This is a genomic window from Sphingobacterium daejeonense (assembly GCF_901472535.1).
Classification (GTDB): domain Bacteria; phylum Bacteroidota; class Bacteroidia; order Sphingobacteriales; family Sphingobacteriaceae; genus Sphingobacterium; species Sphingobacterium daejeonense.
The window spans coordinates 1,838,709-1,858,615 of sequence record NZ_LR590470.1; the positions used below are offsets into that span (position 1 = coordinate 1,838,709).

At 35.7% G+C, this 19,907-nt stretch carries 14 protein-coding genes; 8 read left to right on the plus strand and 6 right to left on the minus strand.

The window, feature by feature from the left end; genetic code table 11:
- Positions 1-59 precede the first annotated feature (59 nt).
- From FGL31_RS08800 to FGL31_RS08825, 8 genes are all read left to right on the plus strand, one after another.
- A complete protein-coding gene (locus FGL31_RS08800; protein ID WP_138090644.1) occupies positions 60-3,050 on the plus strand; it encodes a SusC/RagA family TonB-linked outer membrane protein in 2,991 nt (996 codons plus the stop codon).
- A 17-nt stretch (positions 3,051-3,067) separates the two neighbouring features.
- Positions 3,068-3,526 carry a hypothetical protein gene (locus tag FGL31_RS25070; protein ID WP_232046464.1) on the plus strand — a complete coding sequence of 153 codons (459 nt, stop codon included), beginning with the start codon at positions 3,068-3,070 and terminating at the stop codon, positions 3,524-3,526.
- On the plus strand, positions 3,441-4,634 hold the full coding sequence (locus FGL31_RS08805) for a RagB/SusD family nutrient uptake outer membrane protein (protein WP_232046466.1): 1,194 nt from the start codon (positions 3,441-3,443) through the stop codon (positions 4,632-4,634). Before FGL31_RS25070 ends, FGL31_RS08805 begins: the two co-directional genes overlap by 86 nt.
- 90 nt (positions 4,635-4,724) lie before the next feature.
- Positions 4,725-5,639: a glycoside hydrolase family 43 protein gene (locus FGL31_RS08810; RefSeq protein WP_232046469.1), complete on the plus strand. Its 915-nt coding sequence runs from the start codon at positions 4,725-4,727 to the stop codon at positions 5,637-5,639.
- A gap of 7 nt (positions 5,640-5,646) precedes the next feature.
- Positions 5,647-7,176: a sialidase family protein gene (locus FGL31_RS08815; RefSeq protein ID WP_138090648.1), complete on the plus strand. Its 1,530-nt coding sequence runs from the start codon at positions 5,647-5,649 to the stop codon at positions 7,174-7,176.
- A 12-nt stretch (positions 7,177-7,188) separates the two neighbouring features.
- The gene (locus FGL31_RS23300) at positions 7,189-7,389 is read left to right on the plus strand and encodes a hypothetical protein (protein WP_197734149.1); all 201 of its coding nucleotides are present in this window, start codon (positions 7,189-7,191) and stop codon (positions 7,387-7,389) included.
- Positions 7,376-9,184 (plus strand): hypothetical protein, encoded by a 1,809-nt coding sequence (locus FGL31_RS08820; protein WP_197734150.1) that lies wholly within the window; start codon positions 7,376-7,378, stop codon positions 9,182-9,184. Before FGL31_RS23300 ends, FGL31_RS08820 begins: the two co-directional genes overlap by 14 nt.
- Before the next feature lie 77 nt (positions 9,185-9,261).
- Positions 9,262-11,277, plus strand: a complete 2,016-nt coding sequence (locus FGL31_RS08825; protein ID WP_138090650.1) for a BCCT family transporter — start codon at positions 9,262-9,264, stop codon at positions 11,275-11,277.
- A gap of 117 nt (positions 11,278-11,394) precedes the next feature.
- Here the strand turns inward: FGL31_RS08825 and FGL31_RS08830 are convergent, their stop codons facing one another.
- From FGL31_RS08830 to FGL31_RS08855, 6 genes are all read right to left on the minus strand, one after another.
- The gene (locus FGL31_RS08830; RefSeq protein WP_138090652.1) at positions 11,395-12,300 is read right to left on the minus strand and encodes a hypothetical protein; all 906 of its coding nucleotides are present in this window, start codon (positions 12,298-12,300) and stop codon (positions 11,395-11,397) included.
- A gap of 145 nt (positions 12,301-12,445) precedes the next feature.
- Complete coding sequence (locus FGL31_RS08835; RefSeq protein WP_138090654.1) at positions 12,446-12,940, minus strand: DinB family protein; 495 nt, start codon at positions 12,938-12,940, stop codon at positions 12,446-12,448.
- A gap of 69 nt (positions 12,941-13,009) precedes the next feature.
- Entirely contained in the window at positions 13,010-15,028 is a 2,019-nt protein-coding gene (locus tag FGL31_RS08840) for an FUSC family protein (protein WP_138090656.1), read from the minus strand.
- Positions 15,029-15,170: 142 nt separating this feature from the next.
- Complete coding sequence (locus FGL31_RS08845) at positions 15,171-17,861, minus strand: TonB-dependent receptor (protein ID WP_138090658.1); 2,691 nt, start codon at positions 17,859-17,861, stop codon at positions 15,171-15,173.
- A gap of 309 nt (positions 17,862-18,170) precedes the next feature.
- Positions 18,171-19,364 carry a formaldehyde dehydrogenase, glutathione-independent gene (fdhA, locus tag FGL31_RS08850; protein WP_099371374.1) on the minus strand — a complete coding sequence of 398 codons (1,194 nt, stop codon included), beginning with the start codon at positions 19,362-19,364 and terminating at the stop codon, positions 18,171-18,173.
- Between the two features lie 36 nt (positions 19,365-19,400).
- Complete coding sequence (locus FGL31_RS08855) at positions 19,401-19,802, minus strand: GlcG/HbpS family heme-binding protein (protein ID WP_099371373.1); 402 nt, start codon at positions 19,800-19,802, stop codon at positions 19,401-19,403.
- Positions 19,803-19,907: the final 105 nt, after the last annotated feature.

Here is a 19,907-nt window from a genome sequence, read left to right on the forward strand (position 1 = left end):
ATTTGGAATAAAAGATAAACCATATAAATCAATAACCATTTAATAAACCAAAATCAAAAATGCAGAAAAGTATAATTATCCTTTTCTCTATTTTATTTTCTGTATGTGCATTTGCGCAGACCAGAATAATTCAGGGAAAGGTTTCGAACGAAGCTGGCGAGCCGTTAGCTAATGTGACGGTGGCCGTAAAGGGGACAAACACTGTAAGTATGACCAATGAAAATGGAGATTTCGAAATTTCTGTACAAAATGGTCAGGAACTGCAATTTACCTCTGTGGGGATGGCTTCCCAATCTGTCGTGATCTCAAATCAACCTTCATTACAAATCACGATGTTATCTGACGACGAGGAGGTTGATGAAGTTGTCGTGATTGGCTATCAAACTGTAAAGAAATCTGATTTGACAGGTGCTGTTTCAGTTTTCAATCCTAGCCAAATGAAGAATGCAACAGTCAGTGGATCTGTTGGTGATGCTTTAGGTACTCTACCCGGTTTGAATGTGAGGACTGCCGGTAATCCAGGTTCTGAAGGTAAAGTAGAAATTAGAGGAACCGGAACTTTTGGCTCCAGCAATCCCCTATATGTTGTGGATGGAATTGTTCAAGGGGCAAATAGAGATTTTAACTTCAATGATATTGAAAGTATACAAGTCTTGAAGGATGCTTCTGCAGCTGCCATTTATGGTTCTAGAGCAGGTAATGGCGTAATTATCATTACAACAAAACAGGGTAAGGCTGGAAAGATGAAAATTGATGTTTCTTCCAGAGGAACAGCGCAATGGTTGCCAAGATACGATTTGGCAGATCGAGATCTGTGGATCAGCTTGAATGACCTTGCATTCAGCAACGCCAATAGACAGCCTGCAAATCACTTTGAAGCAAATACCGATTGGCAAGAGGAAGTTTTCAAAACTGGATGGTTACAAGATCATAATGTTTCGTTTTCAGGAGGTAGCGAACAAAGCAGATATTTCATTTCAGGAAATTACCAAGGGAATGATGCTACGACTATTGGAAGTAGCAGTAAACGATATACCCTTAGGTCCAACCTTTCGACTTCCAGAGATTTTGGAGATCATGTCAAATTAAGTATCGGTGAAAATATTGTATTAAGCAACTATAGCATAGATGCACTAAATACAAACCCCATAATTGATGTATATCGAATGTTGCCAACCATTCCAGTATTTGACCCTAATAATGCCGCAAAAGGAGGCTATGGATTTGGTGATGGCAGTAGAGATGTAACTTTTGGAACAAACCCGTTTGCTATTGAAGATTTTTTGGTGACTGAAAATGGAAATTTAAGGACCAGGGGAAATGTTTTCACAGAGTTAGAATTTTTCAAATCATTAAAATATAGGTTGAACTTTGGTTTTGATTTAAGCAATGACAAACATCTTCAACTTCGCAAAGAAGGTTTTTGGACTTATAACCAACCTTACGTACCGTCTTCATTAAATAAAAATCAAGCTCAATACCGCGGATACGTGTATGACAACACAATTGAGTATGCCAAAATATTTGGTAAACATGATGTTTCAGCTGTTGTGGGAACAAGTTATCAAACATCAAACTATGAACAAATCTGGGGAACGAAAAACGATGTCTTAATGACTGGGAATGATTATTTTACCAATTTGGATGCTGCATTAAATAATCCTAAAACCGGAAATTATCAAGATATTGAAAAATTATTTTCCGTTTTTGGACGTGTAAACTATACTTATGATGAGAAGTACCTGTTGAGTTTAACAATGCGTAGGGACGAATCCTCGAAATTCAATCCAAAATTCAGGGTAGGTTATTTTCCATCTGTTGCTGCAGGTTGGCGTATCAGTAAAGAAGAGTTCTTTAATGTTCCTTGGATCAATGATTTAAAGCTTAGAGCCAATTACGGGGTATTGGGAACTTCCAATATAGGAGTATGGGATTGGGTTTCTTTTATTACGGTGTTTCCTCAGGTTGCTTTTGGCACGGACCAAGCGGTATATACGGGCATGACCCAGATCCAATTAGCCAACGAAGACCTGAAATGGGAAAAGGTTGCCCAAATGAATGCAGGTTTTGATGCCGTGTTCTTGGATAACAGGCTGAACCTATCCATCGATTATTTCGATAAACAAACAAAAGATGTGTTGACTCCAATGCAGATTTTAATGGTAACTGGTAATAATGGTGGTAATCCTGTTGTGAATGCAGCATCCCTTCAGAATAGGGGTGTTGAGTTGGCAGCGGAGTGGAGAGATCGTGTAGGCGAATTTGGCTATCAGATTGGATTTAACGGCTCATATATTAAGAATAAAATCCTTGAATTAGGTTACGACCGAGATGAATTCACACAATGGAATACAAAATCAAAAGTCGGAGAATCTATAGGTGATTGGTATCTGATTAAAACTGATGGACTTTTTCGTACAGATGCAGAAGTGCAGGATCATAAAAATAGTAAAGGGGAACTCATCCAACCGAATGCTAAGCCCGGGGATGTAAAATTTATCGATTTCAATGATGATGGTCAGATAACCGAAGCTGATAGACAGTATATCGGAAGGAGTATGCCAAGATATCAAATAGGTGGAAATATAGGATTTGACTACAAAGGATTTGATTTGCAGTTTCAGTTTACAGGTGCTTTTGGATTCCTTTCATTCAATGGTCCTAGGAGTGGTTATGACAGGTTTGATGATAACTCCAATTATCGCGTAGATTATGACCCTTGGACACCTGAGAATCCCAATGCTAAAGATCCTCGGCCAATTTATGCCGACTCAAGGAATGTTCGTGGTGATCAGGACCGCTGGTTGGAAAATGGAAATTATGTTCGCATCCGTCAAATGGCATTGGGATATAACTTTCCAAAGTCAATAACCGGCGATTTGTTCAGTCAGATCAGATTATATGTAAACGCTCAGAACTTAGTCACCTTTACGAAATATAGAGGTTTAGATCCCGAATTCTTGAACCGCAGTATCTGGGAACGAAGCTATGATGGTGGAGCATTTCCAAATCCTAAAGGATTTACTTTCGGAGCACAAATAACTTTTTAACCTAGATTGATCGAACAATGAAAAAATTAGTATATATATTAATTGCAGCTGGGTTATTATCAAGCTGTGATGTGGATGTTCAAAATCCAAATACAATTACGACCACTACCTTTTGGAAGACTGAGAAAGATGCTCAATACGGTGTCAATGCTGTTTATAATATGTTCTATAAGCCAGGGACTTTTAGCCGGTGGGTATGGTTCCGCTTAGACCTCACCTCTGATGAAGGCTTCAGCCAAAGTCCTTGGGCAGAATTAAAGGAATGGACTCAGTTCAGATATAACAATTATAATTTTTGGGAAGGCAATGCATGGACTTATCGTGATTTTTATGAAGCTATTTTTCGGGCAAATCAGGTTTTGCATTATGTTCCAGAAATAGAGTTTGAAGATGCAAAAACAGAAGGAATATGTCTTAGGGCAAGCGCATTTCCTGAGAGGGATGTATTATTATTACCTTGCCTTATTGTGGGGTAGTGAAAATACAAGTCTTCCAATTGTTTTAGAGCCCTCGACACCAGGGATGCAGCCCGAGGGGCATACTGAAACTGAGATCTTTGCTCAAGCTATAGCTGATTTGACAAAAGCCTCAGAATTATTACCTGAAGAATGGGACAACCCCAATAAAGGGCGAGCAACCAAGGGTGCTGCATTTGCTTTCCGTGCGAAATGCCATATGCAACAACATAAATGGACGGATGCTAAAAATGATTTAGAATGGTTGGTAAACGGCGCTGGAAAGAAATATTATGACCTCACGGCAAATTATTTTGATAATTTCAGTAAGGATAAAGAAAACAATCAAGAGTCAGTTTTTGAGATTCAATATTCAGACGCTAACCCAGCACCAGCAGGTGACGGAGATTTCGCGGTAGAACCAAACTTAGGACTTAACCGTGGTCAATTCTTTGCTCCTCCAGGAATTGGCTGGACCGATGGAGAATTGAGACCATGGTTGATTACTGAATTCAAGAAAGAAAAAGATGTCAATAATGAAAATGACATTCGACTCCGATATACTGCATTCTATAGCGATATGCACCTAGATTTTCCTAACAACACTAAAATCTATAGTCTGACCAGCAATCCTGAGCAATGGAACAAAGACAATTATAGAGGTCGAGTTTTCTTTAGAAAATATAGTTCAGAATATTATCGTAACTACGATGATTATTATAACCCTACAAATGTACGGTTGATTAGATATTCAGACATTTTATTGATGTATGCAGAATGTGTAGCGCAGTCCAATGGTTCATTAGCAGAAGCTGTAGCGTTGGTAGATCGAGTTCGAGCACGAGTAAATATGCCAAAAATGGCGGTTAACCAAACTGCGGCTACTACTAATCGAACAACGTTTTTAAAACGTTTACAAATGGAAAGGCTCTTAGAGCTTGCTACTGAGGGTCATAGATGGGCGGATATAAAAAGATGGGGTCTATTGGACAACCAAGAAGGTGTCAATGAATTGAAAAGTCGAGACCCTGATTTTGAAAATTTCGTTGTTAAGAAACACAGGGTATTGCCAATTCCATCAGATGAGGTAAACAATAACCCTAATGTAAAACAAAATCCGAATTATTAGTTAGTTTGTTATTTGCTGGGCAGAGGATTCCTGTCCGGCAAATCTTTTAAATTTTATGATATGAAAAGATTGTGTTATTTAATTATGCTTATGCTGGTTTCATTAAACAGCTGTGCGAAGTCCGAAAAACCTGAATTTGTTTTCAAAAATCCCGTTCCGCTTGGTGATCCGTTTATCATGCTTCATGATGGAAAATATTATGCTTATGGAACTAATGGAGACAAAGGAATTGAAGTTTATACTTCTGATGATTTGAAAGAGTGGACAAAAGAATCGGATTTGGCATTAAAATCCGAAGATTCTTGGGGTGGAAAATGGTTTTGGGCGCCGGAAGTATATTATATAAAGGCAAAAAACAAATTCTTTATGTATTACTCTGCCAATGAACATATTTGTGTAGCGACTTCTGATTCTCCAAATGGTCCTTTTGTACAAGATGTGAAGGAGCCAATGTTGCCTAATGAAAAAGCAATTGACAATTCACTTTATATCGATTCAGATGGGAAGCCATATTTATTTTTTGACAGATTTAATGATGGATTGAATATTTGGGTCGCAAAACTACAGGACGATCTAAAAACTATTGATACCGAAAGTATGAAACCTTGTATTCATGTTTCTCAAGAATGGGAAAAGGTGTGGCCAAGGGTTAATGAGGGTGCTTTCGTTGTGAAGCATCATGATTTATATTATTTGACCTATTCAGCTAATAGTTATGAAAGCCAATCCTACGGAGTAGGTTTTGCTACTTCAAAATCTGTAGAAGGACCGTGGGTAAAGTATGATAAAAACCCAATTTTACAAATGCCTGAAGACTTGGTAGGCGTAGGACATAGCGCTATGTTTATTGATAAAGAAGGTAAAATGAAAATTGTCTTTCATGCTCATCATTCAAAAGAAAGCATCCATCCTAGAGCGATGTATATTGCAGATGTTAGTTTTACAGATGATGCGGTACCTGTAATGACGATTTCCAAAGAAATCATTCGACCTAAATTAAAATAAAATTGTTATGGTCTTTAGATTGTGTCAATTTGTATTATGGATAATCAGTGTTTGTTGTGCTATCGATTTCGTTAATGCACAAGACCTCGATCACTCCTCTGATGTAAGGATAGCTTGGGATTATTCTTCTATGCAACAACTTGCCGATGAGGGTGGTTACCCTAGATTGATAAGGCTGCGTAACGGAAATCTGTTTGCCATCTATGAAAATCGTAAAGGAGATATCCATCTTAAAAAAAGTTTTGATCAAGGTATAAATTGGTCTAATCCTGAGGTGATTTTTTCTTCCTATCCTTATCATGTAGATGGTTCGTCTGAAACAGTCCGTATAAATGCAGCTAATCCTGAAATAATTGAACTTGATAATGGTGATATTCTATTTGCATGCAATTATAGACCAAGAAAGGATGATGTTGCTCCATTTTCTATAGGATTGAAAAAAATGGATATTGAAACAGGTCAATTGTCAGAAGTGAAAATATTATACGAGGCAGGAAAAAAGTTTATTGATGGGTGTTGGGAGCCATCATTTTTACAACTACCAAATGGAGAAGTTCATATTTATTTTGCAAACGAAGAACCGTATCAAAAATCTAATGAGCAGGAAATTTCTGTCATAAAATCCAATGATCGAGGAGAAAACTGGTCTACTCCCCAAACAGTTTCTTTTAGGAAAGGGAGAAGGGATGGTATGCCTGTTGCTGTTCATGCAGACCAAGAAATCTATTTAACAGTGGAGGACAATAAAATTGACCAATTCAAACCTTACATAATTAAAAGTGACTTTCCTAATAGTTGGACTGAACCTGTTCTTTCTGACTCTAAAAATCGGTGGTATGCATTGGAAAAAGCAGTTGATGATTCAATTTATATGGGTGCTCCATATCTTATTAAATTGTCAAATGGTCAGTTTTTACTTTCATATCAAACCAATAGAAATAGAAACCATAATTGGGAACTGTCAACAATGGAAGTGGCAATTGGAAATACTGAAGCAAAATCATTTAAAAATATTACTCAACCTTTTCCTGTTGCTTTAAACAAGGAAGCCAAATGGAATTCTCTTGCTAATTGGGACAAAAATACGGTCGTGGCATTAAGCTCAACCAATTTTAAGTCTGAAAAAATATCACCATGGCTAATAAAAGGGTATTTAATTCCAAATACATTGATTTTGAGTTCAGATACAGCAGATATATTTATTGGGAGCAACTCTTTATTGAACCTGAAGGTAAGGGCTTTTAAGGTCGATAATAGTCTCAAAATTACTTTTGAGAGTACCAAGTCCGATACTGAAAAGAATTATCAGATGAAGGAATACCTCTTATATATTAATGGAAATAATACTGAGAAAATTGTTAATCCAGTCTCCAAAGAGAAAGTTCAGGAGAAAAGTGTTTCATTGGCTTCTTTGCCAAGTAATTTTCATTTGGGTCTAGCCTTTCGTTATGTCGACAATAATGGCAATATAAGAATTGAAAAACTTGCTAACATGACTGAGGAAAATCCTGAAACATGGATAAAAATTGAAAAATAAAATCAACAAAATATGAAAATAAACCTATCATTAACCGTACTTGCCGTTGCATTATTTTTAAGTGCACAGGGCCAAGAAATGACCCAAGCCATTACTCTGAAATCACCTGGAAACCATTCGAAGAAATTTGATTTGAAGGTGGATGGAACAAACTTGACATCATCTGATAATCTTCCAGTTGATATACAACAAAAAAATTGTGGATGGAAATAATGGTACTACTATAGAGGTAACTATTACAGCAAAAGATCTAGTCTACTATAATTTTGAAAAAACTTATAAAATCTCAGATTATAAGCATGATGAGAGCGAATTTATAATGCCTGGATTTTGGTATCATAAAAATCTAAGGTCACCTAAAGAAGCTCCATCTTTTGCGACCAGCGATAGTTGGCAGGTAAGAGAGGATAGATTAAGCACTCCATTGACAGGAATTTTCAGTGCCCAAAATAAATCTTATTATTCAGTAATTCGACGCGATGAATTGAAACAAGATGCTATAGCACAACATCAATCGGGTGAGGTGATTTTAAGTTCGAAAACGGATTTAGGCTTTACTGGCTTTAAAAATGAAGACGGATCGTCGGCTCTAGTGTTTGGGTTTCCTTATCATGAAGCTCCTAAAACCTATATCCGTAAGTTAACTCTTGTTCCTGAAATAATTGCTTTTGAAAAATTAGAAAAAGGAGAGACAAGAAAATTAACTTGGGAAGTTTCTAAAGGGAAAGCAAATGATTACAGTGATTTTGTTTCTAAAATTTGGGCTTATGCCTATGACACACAAAAGCCTGCATCTTTGAAGCCTGATTATAGCAATGAGGATGCAAAAAAAATCTTAACCAATTTCTTTAAGGAAAGTTATGTTGATAAATATGACCTAAAGTATTATTCTGGCGTCCATATGCGTACAGGTGATTGTGCTAGTACAGGGTCTGCAGAAATTGGATTTGTAGGGCGCGTATTGCTAAATGCCTATAATTCTTTGGAATACGCTGAACAACACGGCGATCAAAAATTAAAGGATGACGCCAATGCAATATTCGCCAGCTATTTAGAACATGGGTTTACAAAAAACGGATTCTTTAGGGAATTTGTAGATTATACCCATAATAATGAGACGGATGTTTACAGTATAAGAAGACAATCCGAAGGGGTTTTCGCCATTCTGAACTATCTTCATTATGAGAAATCAAAAGGAAGAAATCATGCCGAATGGGAAAAGAAAATGGAAAAAATCCTTGCAAATTTTGCCAAATTGCAATTAGCAGACGGTAGTTTTCCTCGAAAATTCGACGATAATTTTGTAGTTAAGGATGAAAGTGGAGGAAGTACTCCCTCTGCAACATTGCCTTTGACCATGGCCTATAAATATTTTAAAAAGAAATCTTACTTAGATCAAGCAAAAAAATCTGCAGATTACTTAGAGAACGAAATTATCAATAAGTCAGATTATTTCTCCTCGACATTAGATGCAAACTGCGAAGATAAAGAAGCATCATTATATGCATCCACTGCTATGTATTATATGGCGATGGTTAGCAAGGGCAAGGAAAAACAGCATTATATTGATCAATGCATGCGAGCTGCTTATTTCTGTCTTACATGGTATTATACCTGGGATGTTCCTTTTGCGCAAGGACAGATGCTTGGTGATGTAGGCTTCCAATCTAGGGGATGGGGAAATGTTTCAGTAGAAAATAACCATATCGATGTATTTATTTTTGAATTTGCAACCGTATTGGATTGGTTGGCAAATGAGCGTAAGGAAGCTAGGTTTTCAGAATTCTCAAATGTAATCAAATCTTCAATGTTGCAGTTGATGCCAGTTCCTGACCATATGTTCAATATTGCTAAAGTAGGATATTACCCAGAGGTAGTTCAACATACTAATTGGGATTATGGGAAAAACGGAAAAGGATTTTACAATGATATTTTTGCCCCAGGATGGACAGTAGCATCTTTATGGCAGATGCTTTCTCCAAATAGGGTAGAAGAGTTTTTTAAATAAAAAATAATAAAATCAATTTTGCTTTAAAAGAGTTTATATGTTAAGTTATGCCTTTACATATAAACTCTTTTTAATTAATGTCAAAACCAAGAAAAATAAAATCAACGCTCAATTCAGGAGTTATTGTTCCCAGTTTAATATTTATTGTTGGGATATGCCTAGCTTCTGCTATCTTTCCTGCAGCCGTTAATGAAGGATTGAATATCGTCAAGAATTTCATATTCGTTAACTTAAACTGGGTCTACGTTTGGTCGGTAACTATCTTTGTTTTATTTCTGATCTTTTTGATGTTCAGTAAATACGGTGATATTAAATTGGGTCGAAATGATAGTTCACCAGATTATTCCTTTTTCTCATGGATATCTATGCTATTTGCGGCAGGTATGGGAATTGGGTTGATGTATTTTAGTGTCGCAGAACCTATGCAACATTATTCAAATGAGATTTTCTCAAAAAATACCTATGTCAACAGTGCCAAAAATGCACAGCTGTACACGTTTTTTCATTGGGGCATCCATGCTTGGGCAATCTACGGTATGGTAGGACTTGCCTTGTCTTACTTTGCTTATAGATATAAGCTGCCTTTGTCCCTACGTAGTTGTTTATATCCATTGCTTAAAAACAAGATCCAAGGGCGATGGGGCAATGCTATTGATGTATTTGCCCTATGTAGTACTTTTTTCGGTATAACTACAACTTTGGGCTTCGGGGTCGTCCAAATTAATTCGGGACTGGAGATTTTAAATATTGTTCCAAGTACCAGCTTCACCTACCAAATATTGATTGTGGTCACCCTTGTGACTATTTCCGTTATTTCAGCAACAACAGGAGTGGACAAAGGAGTTAGGATATTAAGCAATATCAACATTATGATAGTGATTCTTTTAATGCTATTTGTTTTGTTTTTGGGCCCTACAGTGTACCTTATTGGTAGTTTTACTGAAGGAATTGGAAATTATATCAATAATTTTTTCAGTTTAACATTCAATACTCATGTTTATGAGGAAGCATCATTGCCATGGTTTTACAATTGGACAATTTTATATTGGGCATGGTGGATTTCATGGTCTCCTTTTGTTGGGCTGTTTATTGCCAAAATATCCAAAGGACGATCTATTAGGGAATTTATTGCAGCCGTATTGATTTTGCCAACAGTTTTCAATTTTATGTGGATGTCCGTTTTTGGAAACAGTGCTATTTGGCTTGACAATCATGTTGCCGAAGGTGCATTAAGTGCATTGGCAAATAATCCGGATGCTTTGATGTTCAGGTTTTTGGAATACCTTCCTCTGACCAAGATTATCAGCTTTATGGTAATTGCCATTATCATGATTTTTTTCGTAACCTCTGCAGATTCAGGAATGTTTGTTATGAATAGTATCGCTACTAAAAACGCTAAGATTTCTCCAAAATGGCAAATTGCCGGGTGGGGAATATTATTGGCGGTTTTGGCATTATTTCTTTTAAATGCCGGTGGGTTGGATGCATTGCAAAGTATGACCTTAATTACAGCATTACCTTTTTCAATAATCATAATTATTATGATTGCCTGTTTATTGAAAGCTCTATCAATCGACAAAAAATATTATGAGCAAGAATTCTCCGTGTCAACAGTGCCTTGGTCAGGTAAATTTTGGAAAGATCGATTGAAGCAAATTGTAACCGTGGATTCGCAAAGTGATATCGATAAATATATTGATGATATCGCAAAACCTGCAATCATGGAACTCCAAAATGAATTCAATCAAAATAATGTGGAAGCCAAAATTAATGAAGGAGCTGATCCTAAATTTATAGAGATTGAAATTCAATATGATCTATTGAACAATTTTATTTACGGAGTTAGAAACGAATCTAAAGAAGTACCTGAATATTTTCAAACAGAAGAAAATTTGTCAAATATTGAGGAAGGAAAAGCATTCTTCCCTTTAGCCTATTTCGGCGATGCACGACAAGGTTATGATGTGAAATTCTTCACAAAAGATGAGCTAATAGCTGATATACTTAAGCATTATGAGCGATTTGTGACCATAATATCGGAGGAGAAAAACGAAATGTTTATTAGTAGCAACGCCAATCGCCGAATGAGATAAAAGTGAAATTGATTCGCTTTGACTCCGATATCTGACCGGGAGTTGGTTTTCGCATCCGGCTCCTCAGCGACCGGAGGCCGATCCTAATTTCGGCTTCAAAATTAATTGATTAACCATTTAATCTTTTAAGAAGACATAAATTCTTCTAGGTTTATGCCGGTTTGTTAAATCGTTTTCCTTATTAACACTTTCCTGTATAAATTCAATGAGTTGATTTGCAAGCTTTCTATCACCTTTTAATATCCGTGGCTCCTCTAATGTATTTCTAGCAAAGACATAAGACAATAATATATTGACATCAGAAGTGTCTGGTTTATTATAATTTTCAATGTAAACAGGTTGTTCTTTAAATAGACTATCCAAAATATCAAAACTGTATAGCTCTGCTTCTACTTTTCCTTCATTTAAGTATTTTTCTTTATTTATCGGGTCTGTTTTAAAAAATTGATTAATTGGAACACCCATGTAAATAGCTGGTTGCCATTTTTTAAACTTATGTATGTCAATTATTTCTGCAAAATTATTGTCTTCTAAAAATTGTACAGACCCATCTTTTCTTACTATAAAACTAATTGGTTTATTCCAGTTGTATTGGTCTATTTTATTTTTATCAATTTTACCATTTAAATCCTCTAAAAAGATTTTCAGAAATGCATTTATTCCTCCTGGATAGCTTGCAGGTACTTCGTAATTTATAAATCCAAATTCTTCATAGAAAAATGAGGAGAATAATTTATCACTAACTCCATCTTTAAAAAAATAGTAACTATATAAATAGTTCTCTTTTAATGAGCTCTTGATTCTCTCGAAGATTTTAATAATCCTGAATTGGTCATTTTTATTGTACGCAATCAGGTTTTTGTTTGAATCAAGCTTTACTACTATTGAAAATGTGCTGTTATTCTCGAGTCTCGGTTCAACAATTCTCTCAAGATCATCGATTATGGAAATTAGTACAGAATCACTCTGAGCTAAAGAATTTTTGCCAAATAAAATTAGGATAATAATGGTTAGTGTTCTCATACATTAATGATTCAAAAAGGATGAGAATTGCATAAAATTGATTGGAGAAATAAAAAACGTTTCCTAATGTTGGCTCAGCGACCGGGAATTGGTTCTCGCTTCGACTCCGCTAAGCGACTGGGAGTTAGATTTCCCTCAATTTTAGCTAGCTGCCGGATATGTTTTCAATTTGATGGTTATGTCTTTGGACATGAACATTGATAAAACTAAGCCATTCATATCTTGTCAGGTATCCGATTTGTGGAAATTCCATATCCTTGCATAAAAGGGTTAAATCTTTGTCATTAATATCAACAAGAAGATTGGTTTTGCAATTCTTAAGTTTTTTGATCAGATCCTCTTTTTCGTAAACATCTTTTCTAGGTAGCAGGCTTGGGTCCGCTTGGTATTTTGTTTTAAAGTCAAGGAATATCTTGTCTATCACTGGAACTAGTTCATCGAAAGGACGGTTGATTTCTTCTGTTTGGGAATCAGGGATACCGGAACTACTTATAAGGATATGGTCAACGATCTGACCTACAGTCCAACCTTGGTCTTCTGGCTTTTCGTTTATACTTTCTTCTGAAAGTCCGGAAATTAATTTGATGCTGTGGTCAAATGTGTCGTTAAGTACCTTTGATATTTGTTGATTGATTTGCATAGCTATAGTGATTTTTACCTAATTTCCGAAATAATCAGGGAAGAACCACTTGTCCTATGGCAAGATTTATTATGAGGTCTTTAATTTAACAGAGAGATTTTTCTTTTCTTTCTTAGTTGCTAGTTGTTGGGAAAGCATTTCAGATTCATCAATCAGCGAATTAATGAAGTTTATCTTTTCTGACATAATTTCCTGTTCCAATGAGATTCCAAGTTTTGTGAGGTTGACAGAAAGCCCAACTAAAAGTGCATTTATTCGATATGCCAGTGTTTGGAAATGAAGAATATCTTCTTTGAGAAATTTGCCTTTCAATGGTTCTTTGGCAAGCTGATCCAAGGAATCGTAAGTTTGTGCCAATGATGCTTGTGTAAACCTTCTAAACAATCTAAGGTCGTAGTAATTAAGGTTGTGGGAATTGAAACTTTCTTGAATTTTTTCAGAATACGACCGAAAATGCTGGATTAGTGATTTCGTACTGTGTTCAACACTTCGGTAATGATTTATTGGAATTGCCAAACATCCCAACACAGCAAATATTGATCCCAACAAAGTAAAAGCAAATCTGCTTCCTAGAATGTCGTGAATTTCACCTTCGTGAATATGTTGACCTACAAGAATGGTAATTGTAATAAAAATACAACATACTAAATAATTCGGCTTGTTGAATAGTAAGAAAAGATAAAGGCAAAATGCAGCAATAATAACCAATATCAATAGATTTTTGATCAACAGTAATAGAGTCAAGCTTATTGCAATGCCAATTACTGAACCGATAATACGCTGATAATTTCTTTTCTGAGTAATATGATAACTGGGTCTAGCAACTAAAATAATGGTCAATAAAATCCAAGATGCATATCGATACTCTGGTAGAAAATAACCTATAAGTCCTCCTGCCATTAATAAAATCGCCATACGTACAGCATAAGAAAAGATTGGGGACTTAAAAGAAAGATTCTTTTGAATTGTTTTTATGTTACTTTGTGGTGCGACAAAATCAATGTAGTTTTTGCTGTCCACCAATGTATTATCCTGATAAACCTGTTTTACTTGGATGTTTTGCAAAATATCTGAAATATGTCTTAATTGAGTGCTTATAGAGCATATCAGGTTCCATTTAGCAGGGGAACCTTCTGCTTCTTCCATTTCCAATTGGAGTAACAGCTCCTCTAATTTTAATCTCCTCGAAGGATTGCTCTTCCTGACTTTGGATGAAATACGCAAAGACTTTGTTTCTTTTGAAAGCAAGGATAGAGACTTTCGGATTAATTTAAGCGTATTTCCGCCTTTTAATGTTTCTCGGATTTGCTCATAATCATTGTCGATTGCCATGAGCAATTCATATAAATCGATCAATTGGTATAGTTTCGCAAGCCAAATTTTTGTTTCTTGGTCTTTTTCCGAATGCAATTTTTTGTCCCTTAAAAGAATAGTTCTTATAGTTTCTAATTGGTCACTGACTTTGATATGTAAAGCGCTTAATTCTTTGTAGGCTTTAGTTAAAGGGACTTTCTCATCATAACAGTCTACTTTAAGACTGATGAGCTTAGCCATAGTTTTGATGCCACTCTCTACCGCAAAACGGAGTGATCTGTATGGGCTAAGGTAAACTTGAATAATACAGACGACGAAGAAAAAAAGTGCCCCTGCTGTTAAAGACAAACTGAATTGCATGGGATCAACTGGACGCAGACCAATTGTGAAACTTGCAACGATCAATCCTAGGTTCCCGACAACATTTATCCTGAATCCAAGTAATGCTATAATGGTATAAATAAAGCCAAAGATGCCAAGCATTAAAATTATTGTCCAAGAATGAAAATGGAGTGCAAAGGAAATACTGAGGGCAGTAATAAAGAATATGGGTAAGCAATAGGCAGCTGTAGAAAGTTTATCATTTTTATTTCCAGGAACATCTGTCAATGCCGCCAATAGTGCGCCAACAGCGAAGGCGATAGCAATATGACCATCTATGAAATAAAAGATGAGGGTACTTGGAATTATAACGACCAAAATGTTCCGCAGTGCATCCAGACTTGATTCTGTCCTTAAAAATGATGCAAGCTGTGAAAAAGCAGCTTTTATCAATATTTTATAATTGAATTAATATATTTTGGCGCAAAAATACAAAATTTTAATAGTTTTTAAAATATGATATTGATTATTTATTTTTAACCAATATTAAATTCTGTTTTATAATAGAATTAGTGTTATTTGTTCTGTTCCTAATTTATTTTTTATTGTCGGTAGTTAAGAATTTATAGACCAATCCAAGCATAAAATATTGTCGAAGTGTCGAGGTCCTAAAGAAATATGTTCTATTCCCGCCTGACCCGTAATAATTGGAAACATTTTGATTCAGGATATCAAACGCTGATAATTTCAACTCTCCTTTTCCGAAAACTGGGTAATAAATTGATGCATTGACTAAATGAAGATTTTGTCTTTGATCATTAACCCCAGCAACCTGATTTTTGATGGTGTATGAACTTTCTAATCTGAACTTTTTGACATTGTTCAACAATAAAGTAGCACCGATACTATGAGAATCATTATTTACATTTCTAAAGTTTTCAGAGCTAAATTTGAATTTTGTGCTGTTAAGTCCATAAGCATACATTGGAGTGAAAGTAAAAGCTTTCTTATAACTAAAAGTGATCGTATTATTCCATGAACCATAGGTCATGTCAGATTTATTTTCCTCTCCATTAACTATAGCATAATTATTAAATATGCTAGCATAGACATAAGTACGATAGCTGAGGTTCCAATCTTTATTTTGTAAAAATGTTTTGGATAAAGAAAGATTGAAATTTCTATTTTTAGTTGGCCCGGATTGATATGCGCCGTTTGTAGAAAAACTGTTTTCAATATTGTATGTTGAAATATTTCCAATACTGTTTGACTCATTATTTTGCGAAATGTAAGTGGAAAAATTGATTTTTGATTTGGTGAAGGTTTTTTGATAGCGTACAGAAAATTTATTGTGAATAGAATTTTCAAAATAAGGGCTTGCTAAAGTTGTATAGGTTGGTGACAGGTCAGAATTGACTGTGATTATTCTATTAAAAAATTGGTTTTCAACAGAACGTTCATATTGGAAAACAAATCCTTTAAACGATAATCTTAAATCAGGTAGCCAATAAGTATTCTTATCTTTAATATTTTCTAGTTTTTGATAATAATCAAAATAATTTGATACATAATGCCATTTGATGCCTAAGGTTATTGGTAGGTCCTTTACTGCGGTGATATTCCATCTTGTCCCTATCTGATAGGTGTTGATCTTTAGACCTTTATTGTTAGCTATATCGTTTCTGTCCTGGAAAATGTCCGAATTAACATTATTCTGTATATCCTCGACGGATTTTTGATTATTTATTATTTGTCTTCCATAAAAATCAATATTTGCTTTTTTCTTTATTGGAATCTGAATATTTACTCTGTTTTCTAAATTTAAATATCCTGTCGTAGAGTTCAATATTTGATGTTGGTTAATAAGACTGTCATTAAATAAATAGTACCGTTCGTTGGTTATATTATCGCGATTTACCTTGCCATCACGGCTACTTATTGAATTGTTAATGCTTAAAAACCATTTGTTCTTGAATTTCTTTTCGTAATTAAAATTATGATTAAAGTTGTTGCTGTGGTTGTTGGAGACGGAATTGTTGTTGCCTTCCAGTATTGGAATATTTTCTCCTCTCCATCTATTTGACGAACCCGAATAATTAGAAGTATGTTTATTATTGTTTAGGTTCGTAGAATAGGATATTTGCGAGGTCGTGTCGATATGGTACCTTATCAAAGCTCTGAGTTCATGATTGGAATTTTGATTTTCGTTATTTGATTTCCCAGTAGAATTTTCTTGAATGTCATTCAAGAAAATTTCAGAATTATTTTCACTGTCATCGTAAAAGTCATTCTGACGAAAATTGTACATGAGATTGGTCTTTAATTTTTTCTTAATATCATAGTTCACGTTAATACCGGCTGATATTTGATTCATTAGACCATTGTTTCCATAACTGACATAATTATGGTTTTCGGCTCTACCCATTCCACCATGTTCACTTAATTCTGAATAATCAAATCCCTGTCTGTTGATGTTGTTCGCAAATCCTATAAAACTTACCTGAAGCGTATCTCTGAAGGTATTCACCAAAGCTCCTGATTCGTATCGGTCACGGGTGGCAGCACCTCCGTAAAATTTTCCGAAATTAGCTTTGAGAAACTCCTTTTTCATTTTTAGGTTTAAGACGATAGGAAGCTCTGAATCATCTATAATTTCTCTCTTAGATTCTCCTTTATCCTTAATAACTTGGACAATATCGATTAAGGACGCATCAAGATTCTTGGTTGCAATCTTCAAATCTTGAGCAAAAAAATCTTTATTGTTAACCCGAATTCCAGTCACTTCTCTCCCTTGATAAATAATAGAACCATCAGCATTTACTTGAAGTCCTGGTAAAATGCTCAAAAGTTCCTCAACAGTTGCGTTTGGGCGAGTTTTAAAATATTCAGCCTTATATTCTAATGTATCTCCATTCATTCGGATAGGAGGTGAAACAGTGATTTGAATCTCCTCAATGGAATTACCTCCTAAAACTATACTATCAAGATTTAATTTTTCATTGGGTTTTAGATTCAATCGCCTGCTAAATGGTAAACTATTAACATGAGATATAAAGAATACTAGATTTTTATTAGTTGGAATTCTGACTAGATCGAATTCTCCCTTTGAGTTTGTAAGGCCGTATGTCAATACTATGGAATCTTGTTCTGAGACTATGCTAACAGTTGCTTTTTCTAAAGGTTTTCTCTCAAAATCAAAAACAGCGCCTTTAATCGTTGCATTGTTTTGGGCATAAGAAAGTGAAAGTATAATACTCAGTAAAAAGGTCAGGTAGAATTTCGGCATAAAGGCTAGATTTGGTTACCCTAAATTAATACTTAAAAATGAAATTTAATTCAGAGGAAATTGATTTAACATTATTTAGCATTTATCTCAAATCTGAGAATTGTTTTTTTCAATTGTAATTAATTTAAAAACCTCAACTATTGTTGAGGTTTTGTTTTCATGTGTAAATGTAGATGTAGTCCTAAACTATTATTAAAGATAATAGTCTTCGGAAAGGTCAAAAATTTTTATGTGTTATTGCATAGTTTTAAAAAAAGGCAAGGAAAAAATCTGCGAGCTCCTTGCCTTAGATTGGTACTATGCAAACAATTATGCTCTAATCATTCCGTGCGGATCGATCACGTATTTCCTAGCTGCTCCTTTGTCGAAGTCAGCATATCCTTGTGGTGCATCATTCAATGATATCACCTGTACATTAACCGCATCTGCAATCTTAATTTTATCATATAGTATGGCATTCATCAATTGACGGTGATATTTCATCACCGGACATTGGCCAGTGTGGAAGCAGTGAGATTTCGCCCACCCTAAACCAAACCTTATTTTTAGGTTTCCTTGTTTTGCAGCTCCGTCTACGGCTCCGGGATCTTCAGTCACATAAAGACCTGGAATTCCTATTGCACCACCTGCGCGCGTGATTTCCATAGCTTGGTTTAATACTACTGCAGGTTGCTCTTCAGAACTGCCGCCATGGGAATGCGCTCTAGCTTCAAAACCGACACAATCAACAAAACAGTCTACCTCTGGTACTCCAACAATAGCTGCTATTTGATCTGCAAGTTCTACATCGGTGTTAAGGTTTACGGTTTCACAGCCAAAACTTCTAGCTTGTTCCAATCTTTCCTCATTAAGGTCACCAACTATGACAACTGCTGCCCCCAGCAAATGGCAACTTGCAGCACATGCCAATCCTACTGGGCCAGCACCCGCAACATATACAACCGAACCTGGACCAACACCTGCTGAAACTGCTCCGTGAAATCCAGTAGGGAAGATGTCGGAAAGCATAGTCAGGTCCTTGATGTAAGCTAATGCTTGGTCGTTGTCTGGAAATTTCAACAGGTTGAAATCCGCGTACGGAACCATTACATATTCAGCTTGTCCTCCGACCCATCCGCCCATGTCCACATAGCCGTAAGCCGCGCCAGGACGCGAAGGATTTACATTCAAACAAATTCCTGTCTTGCCTTCCTTACAGTTCCTACATCTTCCGCAAGCAATGTTGAAAGGTACTGAAACAATATCTCCAACTTTTATAAATTCCACATCTCTACCTACCTCCACAACTTGACCCGTAATCTCATGCCCTAAGACAAGGCCTGCGGAAGCAGTTGTTCTGCCTCGAACCATATGCTGATCCGAACCACAGATATTCGTGGAAACAATTTTTAGTATAACCCCGTGTTCACATTTTCGATCTCCTAATGCCAATTTAGGATAATCTATTTCTTGTACTTGAACCTCGCCTGGACCCATGTACACAACTCCATGATTTTGACACATAACTTTTGAGTTTAAGTGTTTAAAAATTGATTTAAATTACAGTGCAGAAGCTCCAGCTGACGCTACAGCATGGTCATCCTCAACCGTACTTCCACTGACACCTACGGCTCCGATGATATTGCCACTTCCATCTTTGATTACAACGCCACCAGGAAATGTAATCAACCCATTGTTGGAATGTTCGATGTTGTATAGTGAACCCCCGGGTTGAGAAAGTTTGCCAATCTCGCCAGTGTCCATATTGAAATACCTAGCTGTACGAGCTTTCTTTTGGGAAATATCAATTGAACCCAACCAAGCATCGTCCATTTTGTTGAAAGCAACTAGATTGGTCCCAGCATCTACAACAGCAATATTCATTTTTACGCCTAATTCTTCTGATTTTTTAATAGCAGCATCCACAACTTTTCGTGCTTGCTCTAATGTGATGTTACTCATAGTTTTTAAATTTTAAGTTTATATCCATAAAGTTATTCTATGTGCAAGAAGGATTGTGTAAGTATAGTTTCATTAAGTATTACTATAGTCCCAAAATAAAATTTT